Here is a 26743-nt window from a genome sequence, read left to right on the forward strand (position 1 = left end):
TTAGGAAGATGAGACTTTGCCCGCGAATTGGTGCCGTCTGCTTAAAATCAGTAATACCACAAAAATAGCAGCACTCAACAATAGAGCCAGCAGATTGGCATTCACCCAGCCCAACTGAGTCAAAATCGGTGCAGGGAGGAAAGCACCGAGTGTGGCGAATAAGGCAATCATGGTTTCATTCATGCCTTGTACACGATGCTTTTGCTGTTCGTTTAATCCAGCCAATAAGGTAGAGGCACCTGAATATGCAAAGTTCCAGCCTACACCCAGCACAATCAGGGCAGCATTAATATAAAGCCCCTCTTGTCCAAGCATTGGAATCAAAGAGGACAGCATCAGTAACATAAAACCTGCATAGATCGTGCGATGCGTTCCCCAGCGTTGAATCAGCTTAGACACAAAGAAAGAAGGAATAAACATGGCTAAGACATGGAGCTGGATAGAAATCGAAGCATAATGAAATGAATGATGCTCCTTTAAATGCAAGGAGGACATAATCATCATGACATTCATCACATAGTAGGCAAATGCCCCACTGATCACAGCCGCGACAATCAGATTAATCGGTAATTGAGCGCACTGTATGGTATTAGTCACAACTTGCTGTGCCTGCTGTAACTTGAATTTCTGATTCCATAAATACAAAATTGGCGACAACAACAATGCCAATACACTAAAAATTAGATAGATCGCAGTGAAATCAGGTAAACCTTGTACCTGTTGAAATTGGATCGCCAAAACAGGTGCAATAATCGCAGCGATAACGCCACCTGAAATAACCATCGCTGTGGCTTTGGGGATTAAATCAGAATCGAGCCGATCCGAGGCAGCAAAACGATAAAAGTTAGCCGTAGAAATGAATAAGCCGAGCGAAAAATGACTAAGACACAATAAATAAAACTGTTCACTTTGTAAGGCGAGATAGCCAAACACACCTGCTAAAAAAAGACAAATGCATCCAAACTGAAATACTAAATGTCGCCCCAACTTTTTCATTAAAAATGAAAAGATAAACGTCGTCAGTAACATGGCCAAGAATTGCAAACCATAAGGTACTGTCGCCAAAGTCTGAGTAGGTGCGAGCTTTAAGCCAACAATCGCTGAAACCGTGACCGACAATACCGCTGCAATTAAATTAAATGCTTGAGCAACCAATAAATAATAAACATATCGCGGCAGCTGATTCAAAACCATGATTCCTAGAGATTAATCGTTATCACATTAACGCTGAAAAGCTAAAATTCAAATAAAAAAGATGAAAGACTAGCTTTCATCTTTTAAAAAACAACTCTTTTAGCTTTATGCTGCGATTAGATTGCGCAATACGTAATGCAAAATACCACCAGCTTTGAAATATTCCACTTCATTTAAAGTATCGATACGACATAAGACCTTAAATTGATCTTGCTGACCATCTTCTCGAAGCACACTCACATCCAGCGTTTGATGCGGTTGAATATCATCTGATAAACCGTGGATAGAGAGAATTTCTCGCCCTGTTAAATTTAAAGACTGACGCGACTGCCCACCGATAAATTGCAAAGGTAAAACCCCCATCCCGACGAGATTCGAGCGATGAATTCGCTCAAAACTTTCAGCGATGACCGCTTTTACACCGAGCAAGTTGGTTCCTTTAGCAGCCCAGTCACGCGAAGAACCTGTACCATATTCTTTACCTGCAATAATAATTAGCGGTGTTTGCTCCTGTTGATAACGCATCGATGCATCGTAAATCGAAAGTTTGTCACCACTCGGAATATGAATGGTATTGCCGCCTTCTTCACCGCCTAACATCTCATTCTTAATACGAATATTGGCAAATGTGCCACGCATCATCACTTCATGATTACCACGTCGAGAACCATATGAGTTGAAATCTTTTGGATCTACACCTTGTCCCTGTAAATAATGCCCTGCTGGACTATCCTTTTTAATATTTCCCGCTGGAGAAATATGGTCAGTCGTCACAGAATCCCCTAGCACGGCTAAAATACGTGCCTGTTCAATATTGTCAATTGATCTTGGTGGTTGATCAATCTCATCAAAGAACGGCGGATGACGAATGTAGGTTGAATCATCTTGCCATATATAAGTTTGGCTTTGCGGGATTTCGATGGCTTGCCATGTTTCATCACCATCAAATACAGCCGCATATTCCTTATGGAACATTTCTGTATTTACTTTTTGCAGCATCTGATCAATCTCAGCCTGCGTCGGCCAAATATCTTTCAGATAAATATCCTGCCCCTCTTTACCCTGCCCGATTGGTTGAGAGGTTAAATCTGTACGAATATTTCCAGCTAAACCATAGGCAACAACTAATGGTGGGGATGCCAACCAATTGGTTTTAACGAGGGGATGAACACGTCCTTCAAAATTACGATTGCCTGACAGCACAGAAGCAACATTTAAGTCATGACATTGAATTGCTTCTTCTACAGGATCTGGTAAAGGTCCAGAGTTGCCGATACAAGTGGTACAGCCATAGCCGACAAGGTTATAGCCCAATTGATCTAAATAGGGAGTCAAACCAGCCGCGGCAAGATAATCTGTCACAACTTTTGAGCCGGGTGCGAGTGAGCTTTTCACCCAAGGTTTACGTTGTAAGCCTTTTTCAATCGCTTTTTTGGCCAATAAGCCTGCAGCTAACATGACACTCGGATTCGAAGTATTGGTACATGAAGTAATGGCTGAAATCACCACATCCCCATGATTCAAAGGATAGATTTGACCATCAATCGTGCAAGCCGGACTTTCATGAGGTAAGTTTGCTTGTTTAGCAGCCACAGCAGTACCGCCGCCGCCTTCATTTTCCAAGCGCTGTTTCACTTCTTCAGCAGGTTTTAGTGCCAGTTCCATCAATGCGTTAAAGGTCTTTGGTACTTCCGCCAGTAGCACACGATCTTGCGGACGCTTTGGACCAGCTAAACTTGCCTGAACCGTACTCATATCCAAACTCAATGTGTCGGTAAATACAGGCTCATCACCAGTATTTCTCCATAAGCCTTGAGCTTTACTATATGCCTCGACCAAATCGATTCGCTGTTGTTGACGACCCGTCAATGCCAAATAAGACAGGGTGATATCATCGATCGGAAAGAAACCACAGGTTGCACCATACTCAGGTGCCATATTGGCAATCGTCGCGCGATCGGCCAAAGGTAGATCGGCTAAACCATCACCATAAAACTCGACAAACTTACCGACTACACCCTTTTGGCGAAGCATCTGTGTAATGGTTAAAACCAGATCTGTCGCAGTAATCCCTTCATTTAGTTTGCCAGTTAACTTGAAGCCAATCACTTCAGGAATCAACATCGACACAGGCTGCCCCAGCATTGCAGCCTCGGCTTCAATCCCACCTACCCCCCAACCCAAAACGCCTAAACCATTAATCATCGTGGTATGTGAATCTGTACCCACTAAGGTATCTGGAAATGCAAAAGTCTGGCCTTCATCCTCACCTAACCAAACTGCTTGAGCGAGATATTCTAAATTGACTTGGTGACAAATCCCTGTTCCAGGTGGCACTACACTAAAGTTATTAAAAGCAGACTGACCCCAACGTAAAAATTGATAACGCTCCCCATTACGCTCCATCTCAATTCTCACATTCACATCAAATGCATTTTGATTGGCAAAGTGATCCACCATTACCGAGTGGTCAATCACTAAATCAACTGGTGACAATGGATTGATTCGATTGGGATCTCCACCTGCTTTTGCCATTGCAGCACGCATTGCAGCCAAATCCACAACAGCGGGTACACCTGTAAAATCTTGCATCAGCACACGTGCGGGACGGTATTGGATTTCTTGATCAGATCGTTTTTCTCTTTGCCAATCCACTAATGCTTGAATATGCTCAACTTTTACACTTTTTTGATCCTCAAAGCGCAATAAATTTTCCAATAATACTTTTAAAGATTTGGGTAACCTATCGATATTGCCGAGTTGCTCGGCTGCTCGAGTTAAGCTATAGATTTGATAGGATGTAGAACCGACAGTTAGAGTTTGTAATGCATTGAAACTATTGATTTTGCTATATCTGGCCATAAGGTTACCCTCCCAGTATTGGCGCTTTGTTTATTATGAATATGCTTTACCTAATGTACCCTTGTTTGGGAAAGAATGTGTTCCCTTTTAGTATCTTATTAAGGCTGGGATTACGTCCTTATTATTCTAAAATTTTAAATTTAAAGCACTCAAAGAGTTTTGCCAGATTTGTTGAGCAAGAGCTTGTTGTGATTGCCCCAGCATTTCAGCCAAATACTCGAGAACATACGGCAAATTGACAGGTGTATTACGCGTGCGGTGTTCAGTCGATGTTTGGCAGCACAATGGCGTCATGTCAGGACAATCCGTTTCAATGACCAAATGTTCAGTTCCAATCGCTTGAACTACTTGATGTAATTTCTTGGCATTAGGATTGGTGATTTGTCCTGTAACCCCGATTTTAAATCCCAATTTTACCAATGCTTTGGCTTCTTCGATCCCGCCACTAAAAGCATGTGCAATTCCCCCTAATTTAAATTTCTGTGCTTTTAATATCGCAATACTTTCAGCATGTGCTTTGCGAATATGCAATAACACTGGTTTGTTATATTGGCTGGCCAGTTCAAGCTGGGCATTAAAATAATATTGTTGTTTGGCAAATAATTCAGGCTGCTTATGTTGTTTTAAAAAGGTATCTAAACCAATCTCTCCCACCGCAACACAGTCATGTTGCTGCAATATCAGCTCAAGCTGTTGTAAATGAACTTCATGATGCTGCTCAACATAAAAAGGATGTAAACCAGGCGCGAGATAAGATTTGGGAACATTCTCCCAACCTTGTAATTGTTGATGGGTCTGAAGCAATGCCTCAAAGCGGGACTCAATAAAGCCAATTAAAATCAGTGCTTCTACACTGACCTGTTTTGCCTGCACAGCCAGTTGTTGCCGATCATGATCAAAATCGGCAACATCAAAATGGGTATGGGTATCAAATAGCTGCATATCGAGTCCTTGTCCCCTTCCATTTCCTAACTATATACCTTCAAATCCCGCACAAGGATTTAAGTTGACGCTACAGGAGTAGAAGCTGCGGTATCGACTTTAGGTAAATATTCAGGTTTTATTACACCTTGTAATTGATCATATGGGATAACCAAACGCGGCAAACCGACTGCATAAGGTCCAATTTCATATTCACCATATTGTAAAATTAAGCCTTGCTCTCCGAACATAAAGTTCTCTGTCATTTGAAATGGCCATGCTTGTTCATATTCTTCAGGATTATTAGCTAGTTTTGTATCCACAATCCAAGTTTTAAATGCATCATGGGTCAGCTTTTTCAACACAGCTTGCTGTTTAGGTAACAATAAATCTTTTAACTGCACCTGCTTTTGTTGTACTAAATCAAAATTATAATATTGTTGTGCAGTAGAACCATGCGCTCCTCCCATATAACTACTGCTATTGAGAACAACTGTTGCCAAATCACCTTCGGTTTGCAAGATTTTAGGCCTTACCATCAAACTAATTTGATGACTAACACTCAATGCTTTTAATTCCTCATCCACTTTGATAAAGGCATTGGCATATTGTTGGACTTGAGGTGTTATATTTTGCTGTTGTCCAGTCGTTTGTGCTGTAGATACTGCAGTATCCGAATCAACCACATCCAATATTTTGCTTAATTGATCTAAAATTTGCTGATCCAAGAACTGATCAATAAATGGAAAATTACTCTGCAAGCGTTCTACAACAAACTCTGGACAAGTATTTCCCTTACATTCTGGTAAAGTCAGCTCAACTTTTACGGTTTCCCCCCGTAAAGTCGTTTCTGTTTGCTGCTGTACAACTGGATCTTTAGTTTGATCCTGTGGGTCTTTCGGTTCTGATTTCGGTTGGCAAGCAGCAAGTAAAATTGCACAAGTAAGCACACTATATTTATAAAATTTTTTCATCTGGAACCTATAAGCATTGTTATCACACAAGATTTTTAAAATGCTATCGAACTTCATTTGAAACTACTAGGCATACATGCAATTTCTATACGTAGCCGCCCAAAATTTAAAACATTTTTTGGTAGATTTCAGGTTGTAGCATTTGTTTTGTTTGTTCAGTCGTGAAATAAATATCCAGTTGTGGTGCATCTTTACTTATCTCATTGGCACGATAATGCACACCAATCCCTTCTCCATCAAAAAACCAATCTGCCTGCCCCCAATATAAAGTTTTCGGAAGTTGCTTATTGACCTCAGCAGATTGTTGTTTACGCCATGTTTGATAATGTGCTTGAATCAAATCATGCATCGCTGTTTGTTGATTCTTTTGAATCACATCTAATACTGTTAAAGATTTCTGTAACTTCCGATCAGCAACAAAAAAGTAGTAACGATCCTTGACCGAAACATCTTCTTGTTTGCTGTCTACCCCGATCTGTAACAATACATATTGGTTACGTTGTGAGGCAATTCGAGTATTCATCTGCAATTCATAGGCTTTATTTTGTGAATATTTATCCTGCCACTCATCAGACTTTTTAACATAAGCATTAATCGCTTGTTGCAAACTCATATTTTGTTTTAGTTCGATTTGTTGTTGAATCACACTCGCCTGTTGCTGCTCAATCCATGAATTTAACCAATTGTCTTGGGTATTGACCGTTTGAATCGCAATATCAATACAATTTTTCTTCTCACAAAAAGGCAAAGCATACTTTGCTTTCGCTTCTTGGATATTTAAATAAGGCAATACTTCGGCTTTTTCTACTTTAGGTGTCTGTTGTGTTGTGGAATCCGATTCATTTTTATTAGGACGATCACATGCGGTTAAAGCCATTATTCCCATCAATAAACTGATCGTAGCAAGTGGTTTTATAGTATTCATGATCGTTCATTCCTTGGTTCTCTAATCCCTCCCCACCTCCCTTGTAAAAGGGAGGCGTGTCACAAATCTCGAAGACTCGTGACAAAATCCCTCTTTTCTAAAGCGGGATTTAGGGAGATTTCTTAGTGTTCTCGTGTATTACGGAACTCGATATCTGGCCAACGTTCTTGCATTAACTGTAAATTAACACGGCTTGGTGCAAGATAAGTTAAATGACCACCCCCATCAACTGACAATTGATCATGGGCTTTTTTCTTGAATTCATTCAATGTTTTCTCATCATCACAATGAACCCAGCGTACTGTATGAACATTTACTGGTTCGTAAATACAGTCCACTTTATATTCTTCTTTTAAGCGATAAGCGACCACATCAAACTGTAACACACCGACAGCGCCCACAATCAGATCATTATTGATTTGCGGCATAAACACCTGAGTCGCACCTTCTTCAGATAACTCTTTTAAACCTTTTTGCAATTGCTTAGATTTCAAAGGATCTTTTAAACGAACACGGCGAAACATTTCTGGTGCGAAGTGTGGAATCCCAGTGAAATGTAATTTTTCACCACTGGTAAAGGTATCCCCGATCTGAATCGTACCGTGGTTATGTAAACCGATGATATCACCTGGCCAAGCTTCTTCAAGATGCTCACGTTCCCCAGCAAGGAAGGTCAATGCATCACTGATACGTACATCTTTACCGATACGCACGTGATTCATTTTCAAGCCTTTTTCATATTTACCAGAGCAAATACGCATAAAGGCAATACGGTCACGGTGTTTCGGATCCATGTTCGCTTGAATCTTAAAGACAAAGCCTGAGAATCCTTCCTCATTCGCATCGACTGTACGTTCTTGGGTGGGATGTGCTTTAGGTTCTGGTGCCCAATTGATAAAGCTATCTAATACATGATCAACTGCAAAGTTACCTAGTGCTGTACCGAACAGAACTGGTGTTTGTTTACCTTGTAAGAACAACTCACGATCAAGTGGCTCGTTTGCCATTTGAACTAACTCAAGTGATTCTTCAAAAGATGCCCAAGCCAACTCGCCGACTTTTTCACGTATGTCCGCATGATCATAACCATCACGTACTTCGATATCCGTAATGGTTGAACCAAAACCTGCTTTGTATACATAAAATTTATTTTCAATCAGGTTGTATACGCCCGCAAAGTCACGTCCCATACCTAAAGGCCATGTGATCGGGACACAACGAATATTGAGAACGTTTTCGATTTCATCAAGCAATTCTAATGGTTCGCGAATTTCACGGTCCATCTTGTTTACAAATGAAATAATCGGTGTGTCACGCATACGACACACCTCCATCAATTTAATGGTTCGTTCTTCGACACCTTTTGCCCCATCGATCACCATTAAGGCAGAGTCAACCGCAGTCAAGGTACGGTAAGTATCTTCCGAGAAGTCTTCATGTCCCGGTGTATCCAATAGGTTGATGGTGTGCTTTTTATAAGGGAATTGCATGACCGACGTGGTAATAGAGATTCCACGTTCTTTTTCCATTTCCATCCAATCTGAGGTTGCTGCACGATCAGATTTACGGCTTTTTACCATACCCGCAACCTGAATTGCTTTCCCCCATAACAACAGTTTTTCTGTCATCGTTGTCTTACCCGCATCGGGGTGGGAAATGATCGCAAATGTGCGTCGTTGGGCAACCTGTGCTGCCAATTCGTCTTTAAAACTCATGAGAAAAATCTTCAATATATACGCAGTTCAATCCATATCATTTTCTAATATGAACTAACTGAAAAAGTGAGAATTCAAAATTGGCGCAATTGTAGCAGATTTAGAGAAGATATTTGAGGGTAGTTGATAAACGTTAGCATTGCACATCTTGGTCTAAATACACCCTTTCGTACCACATCGACTGTGATACATATTGCACTCCCCTTAATAAATTTTTAGACTCAAAAAACTTTACAATTTCTACCCAATAATTATGAATTTCATGAAAACCTTAGATTATCTATGAAAACTAAAAACTCGTAATCTAAAATAAAAAATCAACTCAACTAAAAATTGCTTTTAGTTGAGTTAATTGAATACCACTTTAAATACCAACTATAATTCAAGGTGTTACAATATTAAACCAGTATTCAAAATCATCTAACATTCCAAAAAAATTAGAAACTATCGTGATATCGCCTTCATATTGAATTTTTCCTTTAGCTATTAATGATTGAAAGTTCTCTTTTTTTAACAATATAAGATCTAAATCTTTACGATCCACTTTCAATAATAGATCTGCATCATTAAGCTGAGTATCAGCCATTACATTTAAATGAGAATTTTTTAGTTCAAGTGCAATCTGCTCATTGCGGTCAGGTAATTGAAGATTGATTTTAAATTTTTTACCATTTGCTTTCTCTGAGTTTAAACGTACCCCCATGTAATCAAACACTAATTCAGTTCCCATCGCTTGGATAAGATCGGGACCTATTTTTGTTCCTTTCATACTTTTGGGAACCCCATTACGCAGTTCATAAGCAGCTGTTAAATAAGAGTTTCTCCATCCCGCATTTTCAGCTTGATAACCAAGTTGTTCTAAAGCATCTGCTTGTAAGGCTTTCCCCTTAATATTGTTAGGCTCTGCAAAAACCAAATGGTTAACCAACTCTACCACCCAACGATATTCACCTTTGTCAAAAGCTTCTTGTGCTTTCTTCAGTAAAGTTTCACTACCACCAACTAATGCCACATATTTTTTACCAGCAACATCTGGACTAAGTTTATTTAAATTTGCTGGGTTTGCATCGTAATATCCTAGGTATTTATTTAATACTCCACGAACATTATGGCTTACTGAACCATGATAACCACGGTTATACCATTCTTGATCTAGCTCACTTGGCATTTTGAATTGGTTATGAATTTCATTAATAGTGACACCTTTATTAGCCAAACGTAAACTTTGATCATGTAAATAACCATACATATCACGCTGTTTTTCCATATAGTTTACGATTGTTTTATTACCCCAGCGTGGCCAATGATGTGAAGCCATTAAAACTTCTGCTTTGACTCCAAAAGTTTGTAAAGCTAAATTAATATTCTTGCTCCACATTGCGGCATCCCGTGTTTCAGCTCCGCGTAGTGTATAAAGATTATGCATACCTGCAACAGTATTTTCTGCCATCCATAAAGTTTTAAATTGAGGAAACCATGTATTCATTTCAGAGGGAGATTCAGTATTCGGCGTATTTTGAAAGACCATTTCAATACCATCAATAGTTAATGTTTCTTGATCTTTCTCAACTATATATGTAGGTGCAAGTAAGCCAATAAAGCCAATTGGGAGAGCTTTTCCTAATGCAACATCAACTGTGCCATATATATTTTTAGCAAGATAATTACCATATTGATAAGCACTACGTCTCTGCATAGCATTTCCAGCTAGAACATTTTCTTTAACTACATGCTCCATAAAATCTCTAGGGGCAATAATTTGTACCTCACCCTTATCTACTTGCTCTTGACTGATGATTCCTTTCACCCCTCCAAAATGATCAACATGAGCATGACTGTAAATAACAGCTTTAATAGGATGATGTCCTAAAGTATCGGTTACCAAGGAATAGGCTGCTTTCGCTGTTTCTGGAACAGTTAAAGGATCCAAAACAATCCAGCCAGAATTTCCCTTAATAAATGTAATATTGGTCATATCAAAGCCTCGAACTTGATAAATTCGATCTGTCACCTTAAACAAACCATAATTCATGTTCAGTTGAGCTTGACGTTGCAAACTAGGATTAATAGATGGATTAAATTTGGTATTCTCTAAAAAATCAAATTGAGAAAGATCCCAGATTATTTCACCATTATCATTTTTGATCTGTTTTGATTTTGGTTTCGCAATTAATCCTTTTTTAGCAAACTCAAAATCTTGACGATCTATAAATGGCAATTCAGATAATAACGCCATATTCTTTTGTTCAGTATATTGAGTAGCGGGCTTACTTTCTAATTGTTCATTTGCTTGAACGCTGCCTATGCATAATACACTCGCAATCATACTTGCCAAAATGTTCTTCATCATGGTTAAAAGTCCTTTTAAACTTTACTTAATGTACTTGCCAAATCACCTGTACCTGTCATTTTAGATACTTGTCCAGGTAAAGGCTCACTGAATTCAATATGCTTAATCTTCGCTGCTCGTTCTTCAGAAAACACAGGAATCTGACTCATTGCGAACTCGGAAAGAGCGGTAATGGTAAGGGATGGATTTACTCCTAAATTCCCAGGCACAATTGAGCCATCAAGCACACGTAAATTTTGATACCCAAATACTTGACCTGTAAAATCTACCACGCCATTCGTTTTATCATTACCCATAGCCACACCACTCATGATATGAGCTGTAGCAGGTGTTCCCAATAAAATTTCAGTGAGTGCTGAACCAGGTTCGCCATCTAACTTTTTGGCGAATAGTTTGGTCGCTTCTTCAGCCGAAGGAAATGAAACTGTCAGTGGCGTATCATCCGCCTTTTGTACAGCAGTAATATTATTTTTGAATAATCTGTACCATTTACGACGCCACTCAAGATGAATAAATGCTTCAGATTTTTGCATCACCAAGAGAAGTAATGAGCTTCTAGCCTTCCCTTTATAATTTAAAACCTTAAATGTCTTAATTGGATGTAGCAGTGTATTAAACAAGAATTTTAAAATACGAAACATGCCTTTTCCTGTGACCATCGGCACATAAGGCATATATATCCAAGTTCCATCCGATCCTTCAGGAAAACGTGTGACTTCAATATTGGTATCTTTATCAACAGAAATAAATGAACTGATCGCTACGCCATCATCTACCTTTTCACGCGTGTTATTCACCGTGGTTAAAGTTTCTGAGTTAGTACGAATCTCTTGTCCCAATAATGATGAAATATTGGGTAGCGTTTTGTGCTGATCACGCATTTTAAGTAATAATGGCACTGTCCCCATCACACCTGCAGAAAGTACAACACCACGACTACGTAATTTATATTGGCGTACTTTTTTATCTAGTGTTTCTTTTACCGTAATCTCATAGCCCATACTTCCATCTGGACTCAGTGGCACAATTTTCACTACTTCAGAACTTGGACGAATTTCAACGCCATTTCGTTCGGCAAAGTATAAATAGTTTTTCATCAATGTATTCTTAGAGTTATTTCTACACCCCACCATACATCCACCGCAAAATATACAAGGTTTACGGTCTGGTCCATCTCCATTAAAATAAGGGTCTTTGACTAACTTATTTTGTGGAACATCTTTTTGAGGGAAAAAAACGCCTGTATTTACAGTCTTAAATGAGCTTTCATATCCCATTTCTTTAGCTACTGCTTTTAAAGTATCATCTGCTACATTCGTATAAGTATTATTCGCCGTACCCAACATACGCTGTGCCAAACCGTAGTAAGGCATTAAAGTGTCTTTCCAATCTTTTCTAATTTTGCTCCAGGCTGCGGATTCAAACACTTCATCTGGCGGAATTAAATGTACATTGGCATAGATTTGCGAACCACCACCGACACCGACTCCATGAATGACTGTAGTTTTGCTGGTGAAGGTAAATTGTAATGTACCTGTTAAACCTAATTTTGGTAGCCACAAGTAGTTTTTCATATCTAAATTAGTAGATGCGAAGTCCTTATCTTCACGGCGCAATCCTTTTTCTAGGATCAAGACAGAATAACCTTTTTCACTTAAGCGTAATGCGCTGACTGACCCACCAAATCCTGAACCAATTACAATTTGATCAAAATCAAAATCTTGTTTACTCATCCTATTAACTCCCTTAATAGTGTTTTATATTCATTTTAAAAGCATTTATTTCCCACATTTTTACCAAAAAAATCACGTAAAATTATTCTGATAAAATGCGTAATCGTCACTTTAAGATTTCATCTTCACTAAAAAGTTAAAAACCCAAGTGGCAAACTTTCCATACGGGGGGGCTAGAAACTTCATACTCGAAAAGCTCGCCTGATAAAATACAGGACGTAGTTTCGAGAAAGTCAAAAATCCTTCATAACCATGATAATGACCCATACCACTCGCACCTACACCGCCAAATGGTAAATCATGCTGTCCTACATGAAACAGGGCATCATTAACTGATACACCACCAGACATAATATTATTAATATAAAATTCCACTAGATCTTTATTATAGCTAAATGGATAAAAGGCTAAAGGTCGATCTCTTTTGATAATATAATCCACCACCTGTTTAGGTTCCTGATAAGTTTTAATCATCAAAATAGGACCAAATATCTCTCTAAAATCAATTTCCATTTTATCGTTACTATTTAAAACAAGAGTTAATGGAATTTTTCTTGTTAATGGATTAGCTTCTTGACGATTTAGATTTATTATTTTTGCTCCTTTAGACTCAGCATCTAAAAGACAACTCATCAATCGCTCATATGATTTTTTATCAATTATAGAGGTATAATCCTTACTATTAATATCAGGAATATGTTTATCTACCCAATTAGTTGAAGCTTGAATAAATTCATTTAATTTAGATTCATGTATAAATAAGTAATCAACATTGGTACAAATCTGGCCTGCATTGAATTGCTTTACAAACATTATTCTTTCAACTGCTTTTTCAATAGGATAGTCAGGATCAATGACAGCTGGTGATTTCCCACCAAGCTCTAAAGTTACAGGAGTTAAGTTTTTGGCTGCTGCCTCCATAACTTTACGCCCTGTGGCTCCCGACCCTGTAAACATCAAATGATCAAAAGGGAGTTTAGAAAACTCAATACCAACGTCACCTGTTTCCTCAAAGATTTGTAATTTCTCTCGAGTAAAATATTTTGGAACTAATTTAATGAATAACTGAGAGAGAAATTTTGAATTTTCAGACATTTTAACCATTGCATTATTTCCCGCAGCAAAAGCGGCTGATAATTGCGAAATCATTAAATTAATAGGAAAATTCCAAGGAACGATAATACCTATAACACCTAAAGGTTGTGGAATTACTCTATTTTTTGCACCAAAGTACATAGAGTGATTAACCTTGCGTTTTTGTACCCTAGTCCATTTCTTCAAATTTTTAATATTATTATTAATATCATCTGTTGCTGTAATAATTTCTGCTAATAATGTTTCATGACGAGAACGGTTTCCATAATCTTGATTAATAGCCTCAATAATTTCGTCACAATGGTTAGTAACTAGCAACTTTAAATTTAATAAATGTTGTTTTCTTTCAGTATTTGTCTCAATTCCATGCATATGAAAGCTTTCACGCTGTAATTGAAAGCAGTCTTTTAAGCTTTTTTCTATGATAGATTGCTCTATACGAGATCGAACTGTAACTTCCATATAAGTTCCTCATAAAGACGAAATAAATCGTTCTATAAATTTAAGATATTTTTACAATAAAAATTTCTTAAATTACTTTACCAAATCACTTGAAATTGGCTTGACTTTTTAGGACACTGGTTTGATCTTTTACGACAAAATGGAAGATTGTTATGGCGAGTTACATTCGTGCAGCTAGTCTAGGAGGATTTGAAGAGCTTGTACGTAATTATGGTATTAATCCTATTACTATTTTAAAGCAAGTAGGGATCATGCCTGCTTTATTGCGAGATCCAGACACTTTTATTAATTATGATCATTATTTAAGTTTACTAGAAATAGCATCTCAACAATGTCGAGAAGAGTGTTTTGGATTAAAACTTGGTGCATTACAAAATATTAGCACAATCGGTTTAATCGGCGTATATATGTCTCGACAAGAAACTATTTTAGATGCTTTAAGAGTTGCACAAAAATATGTCTATCTACATGCTGAGGGAATAGTATTTCATGTTTCTCAAGTAAGTTCTCAGTTATGTAAATTAACTTTTGTTCGTTTATCTGACTATAACATTGAAGTCCCTCAAAAATCCCAGTTAGCTATATGTGTGATTACTAATATTCTAAAAGATTTAATTGGTCCCATTTGGTATGCAGAAAAAGTATGTTTAAAACAGCATGCCCCTATACAATCTAAAATATTTTCAGAGCATTTCGCTTGTGACGTTAAATTCGCCACGGATGAGGATGCTCTATACTTCCCTGCTAGTTTTTTAGTAAATAAGCCTTATGCTTTTAATGAGGGTCTAGTTAATCAGTTGATTTTAAATCAATTAGAATCCCTCAGCAGTACCAGAATAGATGATAATACAACACTTATAGAAAGTTCTGTTCGTATGTTATTAGCTACTGGAGATTGTAATATAGAAAATATTGCATTATGTGTCGGAATGCATCCCAAAAAAATTCAGCGTTTCTTGAAAACAAGAGGAACTACTTTTCGAGATATTTTAGAAAATGTTAGAAAAAAAGAAGCTATCCGTATGCTTGAAGAAGGTGATACTAAATTAACCGATATTGCTCTACAACTCGGTTATTCAGAGCTAGCTATATTTAGTAGAAATTTCAAACAATGGTTTGGGTTCTCAGCAACTGTATTTAAAGAAAAATTAAGAGAAAATTCGGTATAACCTTTTAAAAGTCAACCTAAATATTTATCTTGATATCTTGATACAGAAGCAGTTTAAAATGAGTTGAATTAGACAAAATTACTGGGGCGGGAAATGATCGCAAATGTGCGTCGTTGGGCAACCTGTGCTGCCAATTCGTCTTTAAAACTCATGAGAAAAATCTTCAATATATACGTAGTTCAGTACATATCATTTTCTAATATGAACTAACTGAAAAGGTGAGAATTCAAAATTGGCGCAATTGTAGCAGATTTATAGAGTATGTTTTATGCATTGTTGATAAGCTCTTGAGTTATTCACCTTGATGAGCTTGAACACATCTAAATGCAACGTTCCAGATAAGATGCTTTAGCTTCTTTCATGATTTAGCTACTATAAATTCAATAACTGTCCCATCTGAGCAAGAGTAAAAATATGTCACAACAAGATTATGAAAATGGTTTAAAAGTTCGTACTGAAGTTATGGGTGAATCCTTTGTCAAACGTGCCCAAGACAATACGGTGCCTTTCACTCAACCGTTACAAGATTGGATCAATGAACATGCTTGGGGATCAACATGGCAACGTGAAGGAGTTTTACCACGTAAATATCGCTCTTTGGTAACGATTGCTTTTTTAACAGCCCTAAAAAGCCCAACGGAACTTAAAGGTCATATTCGTGGTGCATTGAATAACGGTGCAAGTGTTGAAGAAATTCAGGAAGTATTACTACACAGCCTTCCTTATTGCGGTGCACCAGCCACACAAGAAGCATTCCGTGCTGCACTTGAAGTGATCAATGAATATCAACCAGAATCATAAACTGGATCTGCTCATAGATAGACTTAAACGCTAACTAAATTCCCTCCAATATCAATCAAATAAAAAATTCAGCCGATTAATAAACATTTTGCCATCTTCTTTACTTAATTGAGTGACTAAGATGGCATAGATGATGAATGAGATCTTTTGAATTAAGTTTGAAGATAATGGAGTATTCAGTTGAGTAAAAAAATACAATCCAATCGTGATGGCATACAATTTCCGATACCGCCAGGAAGCAAAGTACCCAGCACAACTCAAACCGCAAAACAAATCCTTAAATCAGCGCTACAAAGTGTGGATTCGCCTTACGCCTCTAAACTCGTTACCGAAAAAAACTGGAGAAAAAACTATCCGGTTTATTTTCAGGAGTTGGTCAAAGCAGGCATCGAATCAGTCGATCACCCTATAAGAATTGCCCGAAGTGGATTGGAAACGGCCAAAGCCTCATTTAATTTTAGCCGTGCAGAACAAAATGATGCTTTAAGTCATGCCATGGCAAATATTAAAGACCAACCATTTGAACGTTTTATTTTAAAAGGAACAGGTCGTCCAACCATTGAACCGTGGTTTATTCCTTATCATGGCAGAAAATTACAGGGCGATGCACTTCTAAAACAAATCGATCTGTGGGAACAACAACAGATCATCGAACCAAGTCACGCTAAGGCTTTGCGTTTACTCAATCAACATCCTGAATGGTTTGACTTATCGAAAAGAACCATGGTGCTATTTGGTGCAGGCTCCGAAGCAGGTCCTTTAAGCTGGTTAGCTAAATGGCGTGCCAATATTGTTGCTATTGATTTACCAAACCCAGCGATTTGGGAAAAAATCACCAAAGTCGTTGAAAAAGGTAATGCCACTTTAATTGCACCTCAAATCTCTACAGCGAAGGATAAACCGCAGCTTGGCGCCAATTTACTTACTCAAACTCCAGAAATTGCTAACTGGTTAAATACTTTTACAGAAACGTTAGATTTAGCTGGAATTGCTTATTTAGATGGGGAAAAACATGTCCGTGTTTCGATTGCAATGATCAGCATCATGGAACAAGTGAGTCAGCAAAAGCCTGATAGCAGCATCATGTTTATGCTTACGCCAACCGATATTTATGCAATCCCTAAATCAGTCGTGCAATCGGTTCAAGATAAGATTAAACAACGCCCGATGGTGGAAAAGCTCCTGACCAAATCCATTCACAGCATTTCACTGAGCAACTTTTTTAAACCCAACTCGAAACAACTGATTAAATCGGACAATGGACAACAATATGGTATTTCTGACTGTATGGTGATCGAACAAGGTCCAAACTATGCACTCGCAAAACGATTGCAACAATGGTTTGCGATCTCAGCACGCGCACGTGGTCAAAAAACCGTAATCAATATCGCTCCGTCAACCACAACTCATTCTGTTGTGAAAAATCCAATATTGAAAGCAGCTTTCTCAGGTGCAGATTTATTTCAGGTAGAAACCTTTAGTCCTGAAACAACCAATGCAATTATGGCGGCGCTTTGGGTGCATGATTTAAACAATCCTGAAAGCGCAACCAACCCGGAAAAAGTATTGGATCATCCGCTTGAGCTGATTATGGAAAATGCCAATCACGGCGGTTTATGGCATGTACCCTATTTGGCGAGAACAGCGTTGCCCTTTGCCGCCGCCTATGGCTGGGTCAGAGAGAAGTTTTAAGGTCGATAAACATGTGCTTTAACCGCCATGAAAAATTCACTTGTAAATTTGCGTCATCGATTGCTAAAATCCGCGCAATTCATTTTAAGGGGCCTCATTGTGAGTACTTGTTCTAGCAACAGTTGTAGTCGGTTTATTCTCGTCTAGTATCCACAAAAGCTCTTTTCTCAAGACCTTTCCTTGTGGATACAAGGCAAGGTCATCTGTATCTTTCTCACGTCTGTTTTATTTATCTACGATCTAATCGGATAACAAGCACTCACATTCGCCCTTCAGCACCAGGAGTGATGTGTATGTTCAAATTCAAAAATCAATTATCAAAACTCGTTCTCAGTGTCACTGCACTGTCGATCAGTATGCAACTTTTTGCAGGGCGACCAATGCATGTAGATGATGCATCAGTGGTCGATGCAAAAAGCTGCCAACTCGAGATGTGGATGGAAAAACATGCTTCTGATCAAGAGTTCTGGAGCGTTCCAGCTTGTAATCTAGGTTCTAATTTCGAACTCGCCTTGGGTATGGGACGCACGGATACATATCAAGCAGACCCGAAAAATTATGCAGTTCTACAAGCCAAGACATTACTAAAAGCATTAGAAACAAATAGTTGGGGAATAGGCTTGGTCACTGGTAGTCAGTTCAATGTAAATGATTCGACTGATCAGATTTGGTACATCTCTGTTCCAGTCAGCCTATCCACTATGGATGATGCTTTTATTGTGCATGCTAATCTTGGCTGGTCACATGAAAAACAAGATCATCGGAACTTTTTCACTTGGGGAGTGGGCAGTGAAATGCAGGTTGCTCCGCGCCTCGCACTCACGACCGAGTTATATGGCAATGATCGCAAAGAATCATTCGTACAAACAGGTTTTCGTTATATGTTGCGCAAGGATGGTATTCAACTTGATACAAGCTATGGAAAACAATTACAAAGAAGCAAGCAAAGTGATTTCTTCTCACTTGGGCTTGTTTTATATAGTTCAGCCTTGCTTCCATAATTTATAAAATCGCCTTAGGAGTATTTTTCGCTTATTAACAGCAAAAACATAAGACAATGAAATATGCTTCTAAAAATATCATTTCATGATCAATAAGACACATTTTCATTGCAAAATGTCTTAAATTGATCATTTTGGAATATAAGTTAAGCAAATGAGTCACTGAGCTATGTTCTTTTTTCTTCTAATATGCGGCTATTCCATCGCAACCTTAGAGTTTTAGGTTCCAATGACTCAATTGCCAAAAGTTAAACGTAATTTGCTTAGTTTCCAAGCTGCACAGAAAATACTGCATAGTCGCACAAGTCAACGTACGCAACATGTATTTACTAATGCCGCAGATCGTATTTTAAGAGGACATCAACTGGTTTTATCAGGAAAAACACCTTTTAATGTCGTTTACCAACGTGAAATCATAAGCTTACGTCACTACACTGCACATTCAGATCAACCACCTAAACATCGTATTCCTTTAGTGATCGTGCCTCCATTGGCTGCGAATATGTTGATTTATGATCTATTCCCTCATCGAAGTCTGGTTCGTCATTTCCTAGCTCAAGGATTTGATGTTTATCTGATTGATTGGGGTAATCCGAGCATACGTCAAGCTAAATATAACCTTGGCACCTATGTAAAGACGTTCATGCCTGATTTTATTAAAAAAATCCGAGAACATAGTGGCCAACAACAACTTTCTCTTTACGGATGGAGTTTAGGGGGTGCCCTCTCTCTATGCTATACCGCCCTTTTTAAAGACAAAAATATCCAAAACCTAATGATCTTAGCGTCTCCGATTAACACACATAAATCGGGTTATATGGGCAAGTTCTATCAACGTCTTACTATCCCAGCAAAATGGATTCGCAATAATACCAACTTTCGTATCCGACAGATTCCAAGTCGTGTCTTTCATATCCATGGCTGGCAAAATACGCTAGGTTTTAAGCTCACCGATCCTATCGGAAATGTAAAAAACTATTGGGAACTTTTAAGAAATCTGAATGATCGTCAATTCGTGATCAATCATGCAACCTCGAGTTCCTTCGTTGATAATATGTTGGCTTATCCTGGTGGTGTCATGCGCGATATCATTATACGCTTCTGGATAGACAATGAATTATCGACAGGACGGGTTCAATTTGGTGATCAAGTTGCAGACCTGAAAGATATTGATTGTTCAGTCCTCGCAATTGGTGGAGATACCGACATTATTGTTACAGCCGAAGCCGTACGCCCGTTAATGGATCTGATTAGCAGTAAAGATAAACAGTTCAAAATCGTAGCGGGTGGGCATATGGGATTGGTATCAGGCAATCAAGCTCCACAAGCAGTTTGGCCAGTGATCGACCAATGGTTAGCTGAACGCTCTGATTAATAGTTCGCTTAACTTTAGGTTGTTGCTTTCATAAAAGTAACAACCTTATCTCACATACAACTTAAGCAAAGTGTTGTTTTCGATGTAAAACTAAACCATCAACATTGACAGGAAGACCCAACAGATAACCTTGTAATTGATGACAACCTAATTTGGTTAAAATATCTGCTTGTTGCTGAGTTTCTACACCTTCTGCCGTCACAGTTAAACCTAGTTTTGTGGCGAGATGAATAATACTTTCTAAAATCGCTTCTTCTTTGGAATTTGGCTGTAAGTCCGTAATAAAACCCCGATCAATTTTAAGTTCATCCACAGGCAAATCTTTTAAATAGAGAAAACTCGAATACCCCGTTCCAAAATCATCAATTGCAATACGAATACCTAGTTGACGTAAGCGCTCCAAGGTTCGAACACTCGAATCAATATGATGCATAGCAGTTGATTCTGTAATTTCTAAGATTAAATTGTGAGGGTTAATCTGGTATTTTGCGATCAACTGCTCAAGTACACTAAATAACTTTTTGTTTTCAAACTGTAGGGCGGATAAATTTACCGCGATCGGATAAAATAGACTGTTACTTTGTTCCCACTTCTGAATTTGCTGACAAGCTTGCTCTAACGCCCAATAACCCATTGGAATGATCAGTCCGGTTTTTTCGGCACCATCAATAAACATCTGCGGTGTTAATAGTCCTAAGCTTGGATGTTTCCATCGAATCAAAGCCTCGACACCACAGACTTCATAATTTGCTGTAAATTTAGGTTGATAAAAAAGTACAAATTGCTGCTCATCCACAGCCTTATATAAATCATTGATTAGTTTTGATTGGCTACGGACATCTTGTTGATCAGACATCGCATGGAACATCGTATATGTATTCCGCCCCTGATCTTTGGACGTTAGCATGGCGATATCTGCATTAATCAGGAGATCTTGTATATTGCGACCATGCTCAGGGTAGATCGCGATCCCCAAGCTGGCTGAGATATTAATATCTTTACCTGCAATCAGATAGGTTTCTTGAATATGATGCAAAATCTCATCTGCAAATTTCATAGCCTCCGTACTATCGGTATTTTCTGAGATGAGAACAAATTCATCCCCCCCAATACGAAACAGCCGCTGATTTGCATTCAGCTTCGTTTTCAAACGATGCGCCATTTGAATCAAGAGTTGATCACCCATATGATGCCCAAATGCATCATTCACCGATTTGAAACGATCTAAATCGATATAGAAAAAAGCGACTTTTTGGTTATGTAAATGGTGAAGCGGGAAAATGACTTCTGCATAGTCAGTTAAAAACAGACGATTGGGTAATTTAGTTAACGAGTCATGCAATGATTGTGTCGCAAGCTCTTTATTAATCAGCATAAGCTGTTGATTACGTTGCTCCAAACGGGCTTCTAATACCGCCACAGCAAACCCTGCAACAAAGACCAAACTTGCAATAAAAATAATCGTAAATAATAAAATACTTTGTTCGGTTTGTGCTGGTGTACCAATATCAAAGAGGCTTTCGTTAAAATAAGTGGCAGCCATACCCGTATAATGCATACCGACGATACTGAACGCCATGAGCAGAGCAACAAAGGCCTTTAAAGCAGCACGGTGACTGACTGCTACCTTATACTTAAAGACAAAGAAGAAACTTAAACCAGAACCACTAATCGCAATTAAAATCGAGCAAATGACCATCAATGGATCATAATACATTTCATGATAATCAACCGTAAGAGCCGTCATACCAGTATAGTGCATGCCTGATATGCCTAAGCCCATAAAGACTGCACCCAAGATTAAACGAGCAGTCGGCAAGGTAGGTCGAGTGGTTAACCAAACCGCAAAAATAGATGCAACAGCGCCTATCAGATATGACAATACAGTCAAACCAATATCAAAGTGATATCCCTGTGGCAAATGGCTTGCCAGCATTCCCACGAAATGCATTGACCATATCGCTAATCCTAAGATTAGACCACTCGCGATTAAAATGCTCTTCTCAAACTTTTTATAAGCAGCTTTAAAAACGAGTTCTTCCATCGAAACTGCAGCATAACATGTTACCACTGCAACCAGAATGGAAACGAGGACCAATGTGTTATCGTAATCAACGTGTACCATAAAGGACTTCCATGATTATTCAGTACTTTTTTTTATTTACGGAGCAATATGCTCAAAAACCAGAACGATCCTTCACACCCCAAAAAGCCATGAAATACAATTCATAAACTTTTTGTAACAATAACATCATCTAGCATAAGGTCAAGCCTTTTTCACTTTATAAATCAATAGAATATAAACATAGAATTATTTCACCCCAATGAAAACTCAGTTCTAATCCATTCTATTTCTTTATAAACAGACTCATCTATACTAAATTTTAATCGCTCTCTTCCTTTTACAATCTATTTAAATTGCACAATTCGCTGGAACTATGCAAGCTTTTTTGTCTTAATCATTGATTTTGTTTACTCGCATGCAAGGTATGAACGAAGAATAACAAAGTATGAGAAGCATCGCTTCGTAAGGTCCGTGCACAAGTGTGAAGCCAGACTTCACTAAAGCACGTAATAACCATTATTTTTCCCATAAAAAAACCCACTCAAATAGAGTGGGTCTTTGCATTCAAATCAATTGATCCGAGAAATTAGTTCTTCTCTTTATCAACGATTTTATTCGCTTGAATCCAAGGCATCATCGCACGTAATTTAGCACCAGTTACTTCGATACCGTGTGCTGCATTTTGACGACGACGAGCAGTCATTGATGGATAGTTCAATGCACCTTCTTGGATGAACATTTTCGCATATTCACCAGATTGAATGCGTTTCAATGCATTACGCATTGCTTCACGAGACTGTTCGTTGATTACTTCAACGCCAGTTACGTATTCACCGTATTCAGCATTGTTTGATACTGAATAGTTCATGTCAGCGATACCGCCTTCGAACATCAAGTCAACGATGAGTTTAAGCTCATGTAAGCATTCGAAGTAAGCCATTTCTGGTGAATAACCTGCTTCAACCAAAGTTTCGAAGCCCATTTTCACCAATTCAACAGCACCACCACAAAGAACTGCTTGCTCACCGAATAAATCAGTTTCAGTTTCTTCACGGAATGAAGTTTCGATGATACCTGTACGGCCACCACCTACGCCAGAAGCGTAAGAAAGTGCAACGTTACGTGCATTACCAGAAGCATCTTGGTGAATTGCGATTAAGTCAGGTACACCTGAACCACGTTGGAATTCTGAACGTACAGTATGACCTGGTGCTTTTGGAGCAACCATGATCACGTCTAAGTCTTTACGTGGAACAACTTGGTTATAAAGAACAGAGAAACCATGTGCAAATGCTAAAGTTGCGCCTTCTTTGATGTTTGGTTCAATCACATCACGATAAAGTTGAGATTGGAACTCATCTGGAGTCAAAATCATAACTAAGTCAGCTTGAGCAACTGCTGCTGGAACTTCAGATACTTTAAGACCTGAGTTTTCAGCTTTCTTCCAAGATGCTGAACCAGCACGTAAACCAACTGTTACGTCAACGCCAGAATCTTTCAAGTTAAGTGCGTGAGCATGACCTTGTGAACCATAACCAATAATCGCAACTTTTTTGCCTTGGATGATTGATAAGTCACAGTCTTTATCGTAAAAAATTTGCATCTGTTTTCTCCGCTAAAATTTTTGTCATTTCCCTTGTTGTTTTACAAGGACAGATTTGGTCGCCCCCAATTTTGGCATTGCTTCAACCAAAATTGGGAGAAATATATACTAAATTGTTAGAACTTTTTCGCCACGCGCGATGCCTGAAACACCTGAACGTACAACTTCTAAGATGGTATTTTCAGCCAATGCGTCTATGAAACCATCAATCTTGTCTGTTGTACCCGCGATTTGAATCGTATAAGTGGTTGGCGTTACATCAACGATTTGAGCACGGAAGATATCGGCAGTACGCTTAATTTCAGCACGTGCTGCACCTAAAGCTTTCACTTTAATCAACATCAGTTCACGTTCAATATGTGCGCCTTCTGACAAATCTACCACTTTTACCACTTCAACTAATTTGTTGAGTTGTTTAGTGATTTGCTCAATTTTATGATCATCACCATAAGTGGTTAACGTTAGACGAGATAAAGTTTCATCTTCAGTAGGTGCCACGTTTAACGTTTCAATGTTATAGCCACGTTGACTAAACAAACCTACAAGACGAGAAAGCGCACCAGCCTCGTTTTCAACGAGTACAGAAATAATATGTCTCATTATGTACGCTCCCCTTTACCTAACCACATATCCTTCATCGATTGACCCGCAACTAACATTGGGTAAACATGCTCTGTACGATCAACCATGACATTAATGAATACACATTTGTCATTGATCGCCATCGCTTCACCAAGCTTAGATTCCAACTCATCTGCATGGTTAATCTGGATACCTACATGACCATAAGCTTCCATGAGCTTGGCAAAGTCAGGTAATGAATCCACATAAGAACTTGAATGACGTCCTTCATAGTTCATATCTTGCCACTGCTTAACCATTCCCAAGGCTTGGTTGTTTAAGCATAGAATTTTCACATTTAAGCCGTATTGCTTACATGTCGATAATTCTTGGATACACATCTGAATCGATGCTTCACCAGTGATACAAACGACTTGTTGGTCAGGGAATGCAAGCTTTGCAGCCATGGCATAAGGTAAGCCCACGCCCATCGTTCCAAGACCACCAGAGTTAATCCATTGACGAGGACGCTTATATTTATAGTAGTTGGCACCAAACATTTGGTGTTGACCCACGTCAGAAGTAATGATTGCTTCACCATTGGTCACACGATCTAATGCCTCAACCACTTGCTGAGGTTTCATTACACCATTTTGACCTTCTTCATAACGCAAGCCATGAACTTTACGCCACTCATTAATTTGAGACCACCATGCCGCAATCGCTTCAGGGTTTGGCTTAGATACGTTCATTTGCTTCAATTGAACCAGCATTTCTTGGAGTACTGGCTCTACAGCACCCACGATTGGGATGTGCGCCATAATCGTCTTAGAAATCGTCGCTGGATCCACATCGATATGGATGACTTTAGCATTCAAACAGAATTTTGCAGGATTATTGGTTACACGGTCATCGAAACGCGCACCGATTGCTAAAATCACATCAGCATTGTGCATCGCCATGTTGGCTTCATATGTACCATGCATCCCTAACATACCCACAAATTGTGGATCGTTACCCGGGAATGCACCTAATCCCATCAAGGTATTGGTTACAGGATAACCTAAGAGGTGTGCAAGCTCAGTCAATAGACCAGAAGCATTTCCTTGTACAACGCCACCACCCGTATAGATGATTGGGCGTTTAGCAGAAATCAATTCATCGATTGCTTTACGAATTTGACCTGAATGACCGCGTGAAGGTGGCTGGTAAGAGCGCATTTTCACTTTTTCTGGGTATTCATAAGCAAATTTTTCTGCTGGATTTGTCGCATCTTTTGGAATATCAACCACAACTGGACCAGGACGGCCAGAAGACGCGATATAGAATGCTTTCTTAATAATTGCAGGAATTTCGCTAGCGTGACGCACTTGGAAACTGTGTTTTACGATTGGGCGTGAAATACCCACCATATCAGTTTCTTGGAATGCATCTTCACCAATTAAATGACTTGCAACCTGACCAGACAAAATCACCATTGGGATTGAGTCCATATAGGCAGTAGCAATTGGTGTGACTGTGTTGGTTGCACCTGGACCAGAAGTCACCAGTACAACACCTGTCTTGCCTGTTACGCGCGAGTAAGCATCGGCCATATGACCTGCTGCTTGTTCATGACGTACGAGGTAATGATTGATTTTGTCTTGTTGAAATAGCGCGTCATAAATATGTAAAACTGCGCCGCCTGGATAACCAAAAACATGCTCTACGCCTTCGTCCGCAAGGGCGCGAACGAGCATTTCACCACCAGATAAAAGTTCCAACGTGATTCACCCTAGTGTTTGCACAATTTATGGAATACATAAATTGTGTATCATTCATTAATTTATGCACTTTTTATAAGTGTGCATATTCTACTCGTTTTTGCTGCAATAGGAAAAATTTTCTGACTCATCAGCCGTATAAGCTGTTATTACATCTCGAATCAAAATATGTTGGGATAAACATATTTCAAAAAATCATTCTCTCGGCTAGAAAGAATGTCCATTGCAAGCCATGTTATTTATTCGAAGGGTGATCAAATAAACACATATAAAACTAAAGCAAGCATTTTTGTTGCTTTCCTGCACAAAGTCAAGATTAAAGGAACAGATTTTATATAATATTTTTTAGCTGTTGTTTTTTTAAGCATTGCCTTAATAAAAATATCCGCATATTCAAATGAGTTTTATTTCAATTATTGTGCTTTTGGTATTTATAAATTCCAGTTAAAGTATTTATTTTAAAGATTTAACAACTGTTCGAA

18 protein-coding genes and 1 pseudogene are annotated in these 26743 nt (G+C 38.7%); 5 read left to right on the forward strand and 14 right to left on the reverse strand.

Annotated features, from left to right (window positions below):
- From DK207_RS06535 to DK207_RS06575, 9 genes are all read right to left on the reverse strand, one after another.
- Nucleotides 1-1194: an MFS transporter gene (locus DK207_RS06535; RefSeq protein ID WP_109440478.1), complete on the reverse strand. Its 1194-nt coding sequence runs from the start codon at nucleotides 1192-1194 to the stop codon at nucleotides 1-3.
- 105 nt (nucleotides 1195-1299) lie between these two features.
- A complete protein-coding gene (gene acnA, locus DK207_RS06540; protein ID WP_109440479.1) occupies nucleotides 1300-4056 on the reverse strand; it encodes an aconitate hydratase AcnA in 2757 nt (918 codons plus the stop codon).
- Between the two features lie 126 nt (nucleotides 4057-4182).
- Nucleotides 4183-4998, reverse strand: a complete 816-nt coding sequence (locus DK207_RS06545) for a TatD family hydrolase (RefSeq protein ID WP_109440480.1) — start codon at nucleotides 4996-4998, stop codon at nucleotides 4183-4185.
- Between the two features lie 59 nt (nucleotides 4999-5057).
- Entirely contained in the window at nucleotides 5058-5951 is an 894-nt protein-coding gene (locus tag DK207_RS06550) for an RsiV family protein (protein ID WP_109440481.1), read from the reverse strand.
- A gap of 106 nt (nucleotides 5952-6057) precedes the next feature.
- Nucleotides 6058-6876 (reverse strand): hypothetical protein, encoded by an 819-nt coding sequence (locus DK207_RS06555; protein ID WP_109440482.1) that lies wholly within the window; start codon nucleotides 6874-6876, stop codon nucleotides 6058-6060.
- A gap of 122 nt (nucleotides 6877-6998) precedes the next feature.
- Nucleotides 6999-8591, reverse strand: a complete 1593-nt coding sequence (locus tag DK207_RS06560; protein WP_109440483.1) for a peptide chain release factor 3 — start codon at nucleotides 8589-8591, stop codon at nucleotides 6999-7001.
- 382 nt (nucleotides 8592-8973) lie between these two features.
- Nucleotides 8974-10941, reverse strand: coding sequence for an alkyl/aryl-sulfatase (locus tag DK207_RS06565; RefSeq protein WP_228247933.1), 1968 nt, complete (start codon nucleotides 10939-10941; stop codon nucleotides 8974-8976).
- Between the two features lie 14 nt (nucleotides 10942-10955).
- Nucleotides 10956-12674 carry a GMC family oxidoreductase gene (locus DK207_RS06570; protein WP_109440484.1) on the reverse strand — a complete coding sequence of 573 codons (1719 nt, stop codon included), beginning with the start codon at nucleotides 12672-12674 and terminating at the stop codon, nucleotides 10956-10958.
- A 111-nt stretch (nucleotides 12675-12785) separates the two neighbouring features.
- Nucleotides 12786-14231: a coniferyl aldehyde dehydrogenase gene (locus DK207_RS06575; RefSeq protein ID WP_109440485.1), complete on the reverse strand. Its 1446-nt coding sequence runs from the start codon at nucleotides 14229-14231 to the stop codon at nucleotides 12786-12788.
- Between the two features lie 152 nt (nucleotides 14232-14383).
- On the opposite strand from DK207_RS06575, the gene DK207_RS06580 reads away from it, so the two are divergent.
- Nucleotides 14384-15400 (forward strand): AraC family transcriptional regulator, encoded by a 1017-nt coding sequence (locus tag DK207_RS06580; RefSeq protein WP_109440486.1) that lies wholly within the window; start codon nucleotides 14384-14386, stop codon nucleotides 15398-15400.
- A gap of 83 nt (nucleotides 15401-15483) precedes the next feature.
- On the opposite strand, the pseudogene DK207_RS16080 reads toward DK207_RS06580, so the two are convergent.
- Nucleotides 15484-15552 (reverse strand): annotated as a pseudogene (locus DK207_RS16080) (hypothetical protein); the annotation flags it as partial.
- A gap of 262 nt (nucleotides 15553-15814) precedes the next feature.
- On the opposite strand from DK207_RS16080, the gene DK207_RS06585 reads away from it, so the two are divergent.
- The 4 genes from DK207_RS06585 (at nucleotide 15815) to DK207_RS06600 (ending at nucleotide 20269) form a co-directional block, all read left to right on the forward strand.
- Nucleotides 15815-16201: a carboxymuconolactone decarboxylase family protein gene (locus tag DK207_RS06585; RefSeq protein WP_109440487.1), complete on the forward strand. Its 387-nt coding sequence runs from the start codon at nucleotides 15815-15817 to the stop codon at nucleotides 16199-16201.
- A 180-nt stretch (nucleotides 16202-16381) separates the two neighbouring features.
- Nucleotides 16382-17893 (forward strand): hypothetical protein, encoded by a 1512-nt coding sequence (locus tag DK207_RS06590; protein WP_109440488.1) that lies wholly within the window; start codon nucleotides 16382-16384, stop codon nucleotides 17891-17893.
- Nucleotides 17894-18186: 293 nt separating this feature from the next.
- Entirely contained in the window at nucleotides 18187-18894 is a 708-nt protein-coding gene (locus DK207_RS06595; RefSeq protein WP_109440489.1) for a hypothetical protein, read from the forward strand.
- A 229-nt stretch (nucleotides 18895-19123) separates the two neighbouring features.
- The gene (locus DK207_RS06600; RefSeq protein ID WP_109440490.1) at nucleotides 19124-20269 is read left to right on the forward strand and encodes an alpha/beta fold hydrolase; all 1146 of its coding nucleotides are present in this window, start codon (nucleotides 19124-19126) and stop codon (nucleotides 20267-20269) included.
- Between the two features lie 61 nt (nucleotides 20270-20330).
- Here the strand turns inward: DK207_RS06600 and DK207_RS06605 are convergent, their stop codons facing one another.
- The 4 genes from DK207_RS06605 to DK207_RS06620 all read right to left on the reverse strand — a co-directional run bounded on the left by DK207_RS06605 (nucleotide 20331) and on the right by DK207_RS06620 (nucleotide 26261).
- On the reverse strand, nucleotides 20331-22394 hold the full coding sequence (locus DK207_RS06605; protein WP_109440491.1) for a putative bifunctional diguanylate cyclase/phosphodiesterase: 2064 nt from the start codon (nucleotides 22392-22394) through the stop codon (nucleotides 20331-20333).
- Between the two features lie 526 nt (nucleotides 22395-22920).
- Nucleotides 22921-23937, reverse strand: a complete 1017-nt coding sequence (ilvC, locus tag DK207_RS06610) for a ketol-acid reductoisomerase (RefSeq protein WP_004637893.1) — start codon at nucleotides 23935-23937, stop codon at nucleotides 22921-22923.
- Nucleotides 23938-24045: 108 nt separating this feature from the next.
- A complete protein-coding gene (ilvN, locus tag DK207_RS06615) occupies nucleotides 24046-24537 on the reverse strand; it encodes an acetolactate synthase small subunit (protein WP_004637892.1) in 492 nt (163 codons plus the stop codon).
- Entirely contained in the window at nucleotides 24537-26261 is a 1725-nt protein-coding gene (locus DK207_RS06620) for an acetolactate synthase 3 large subunit (protein WP_109440492.1), read from the reverse strand. Before DK207_RS06620 ends, ilvN begins: the two co-directional genes overlap by 1 nt.
- Nucleotides 26262-26743: the final 482 nt, after the last annotated feature.

Origin of the sequence: Acinetobacter haemolyticus (assembly GCF_900406815.1) — a bacterium.
GTDB classification, from domain to species: domain Bacteria; phylum Pseudomonadota; class Gammaproteobacteria; order Pseudomonadales; family Moraxellaceae; genus Acinetobacter; species Acinetobacter haemolyticus_A.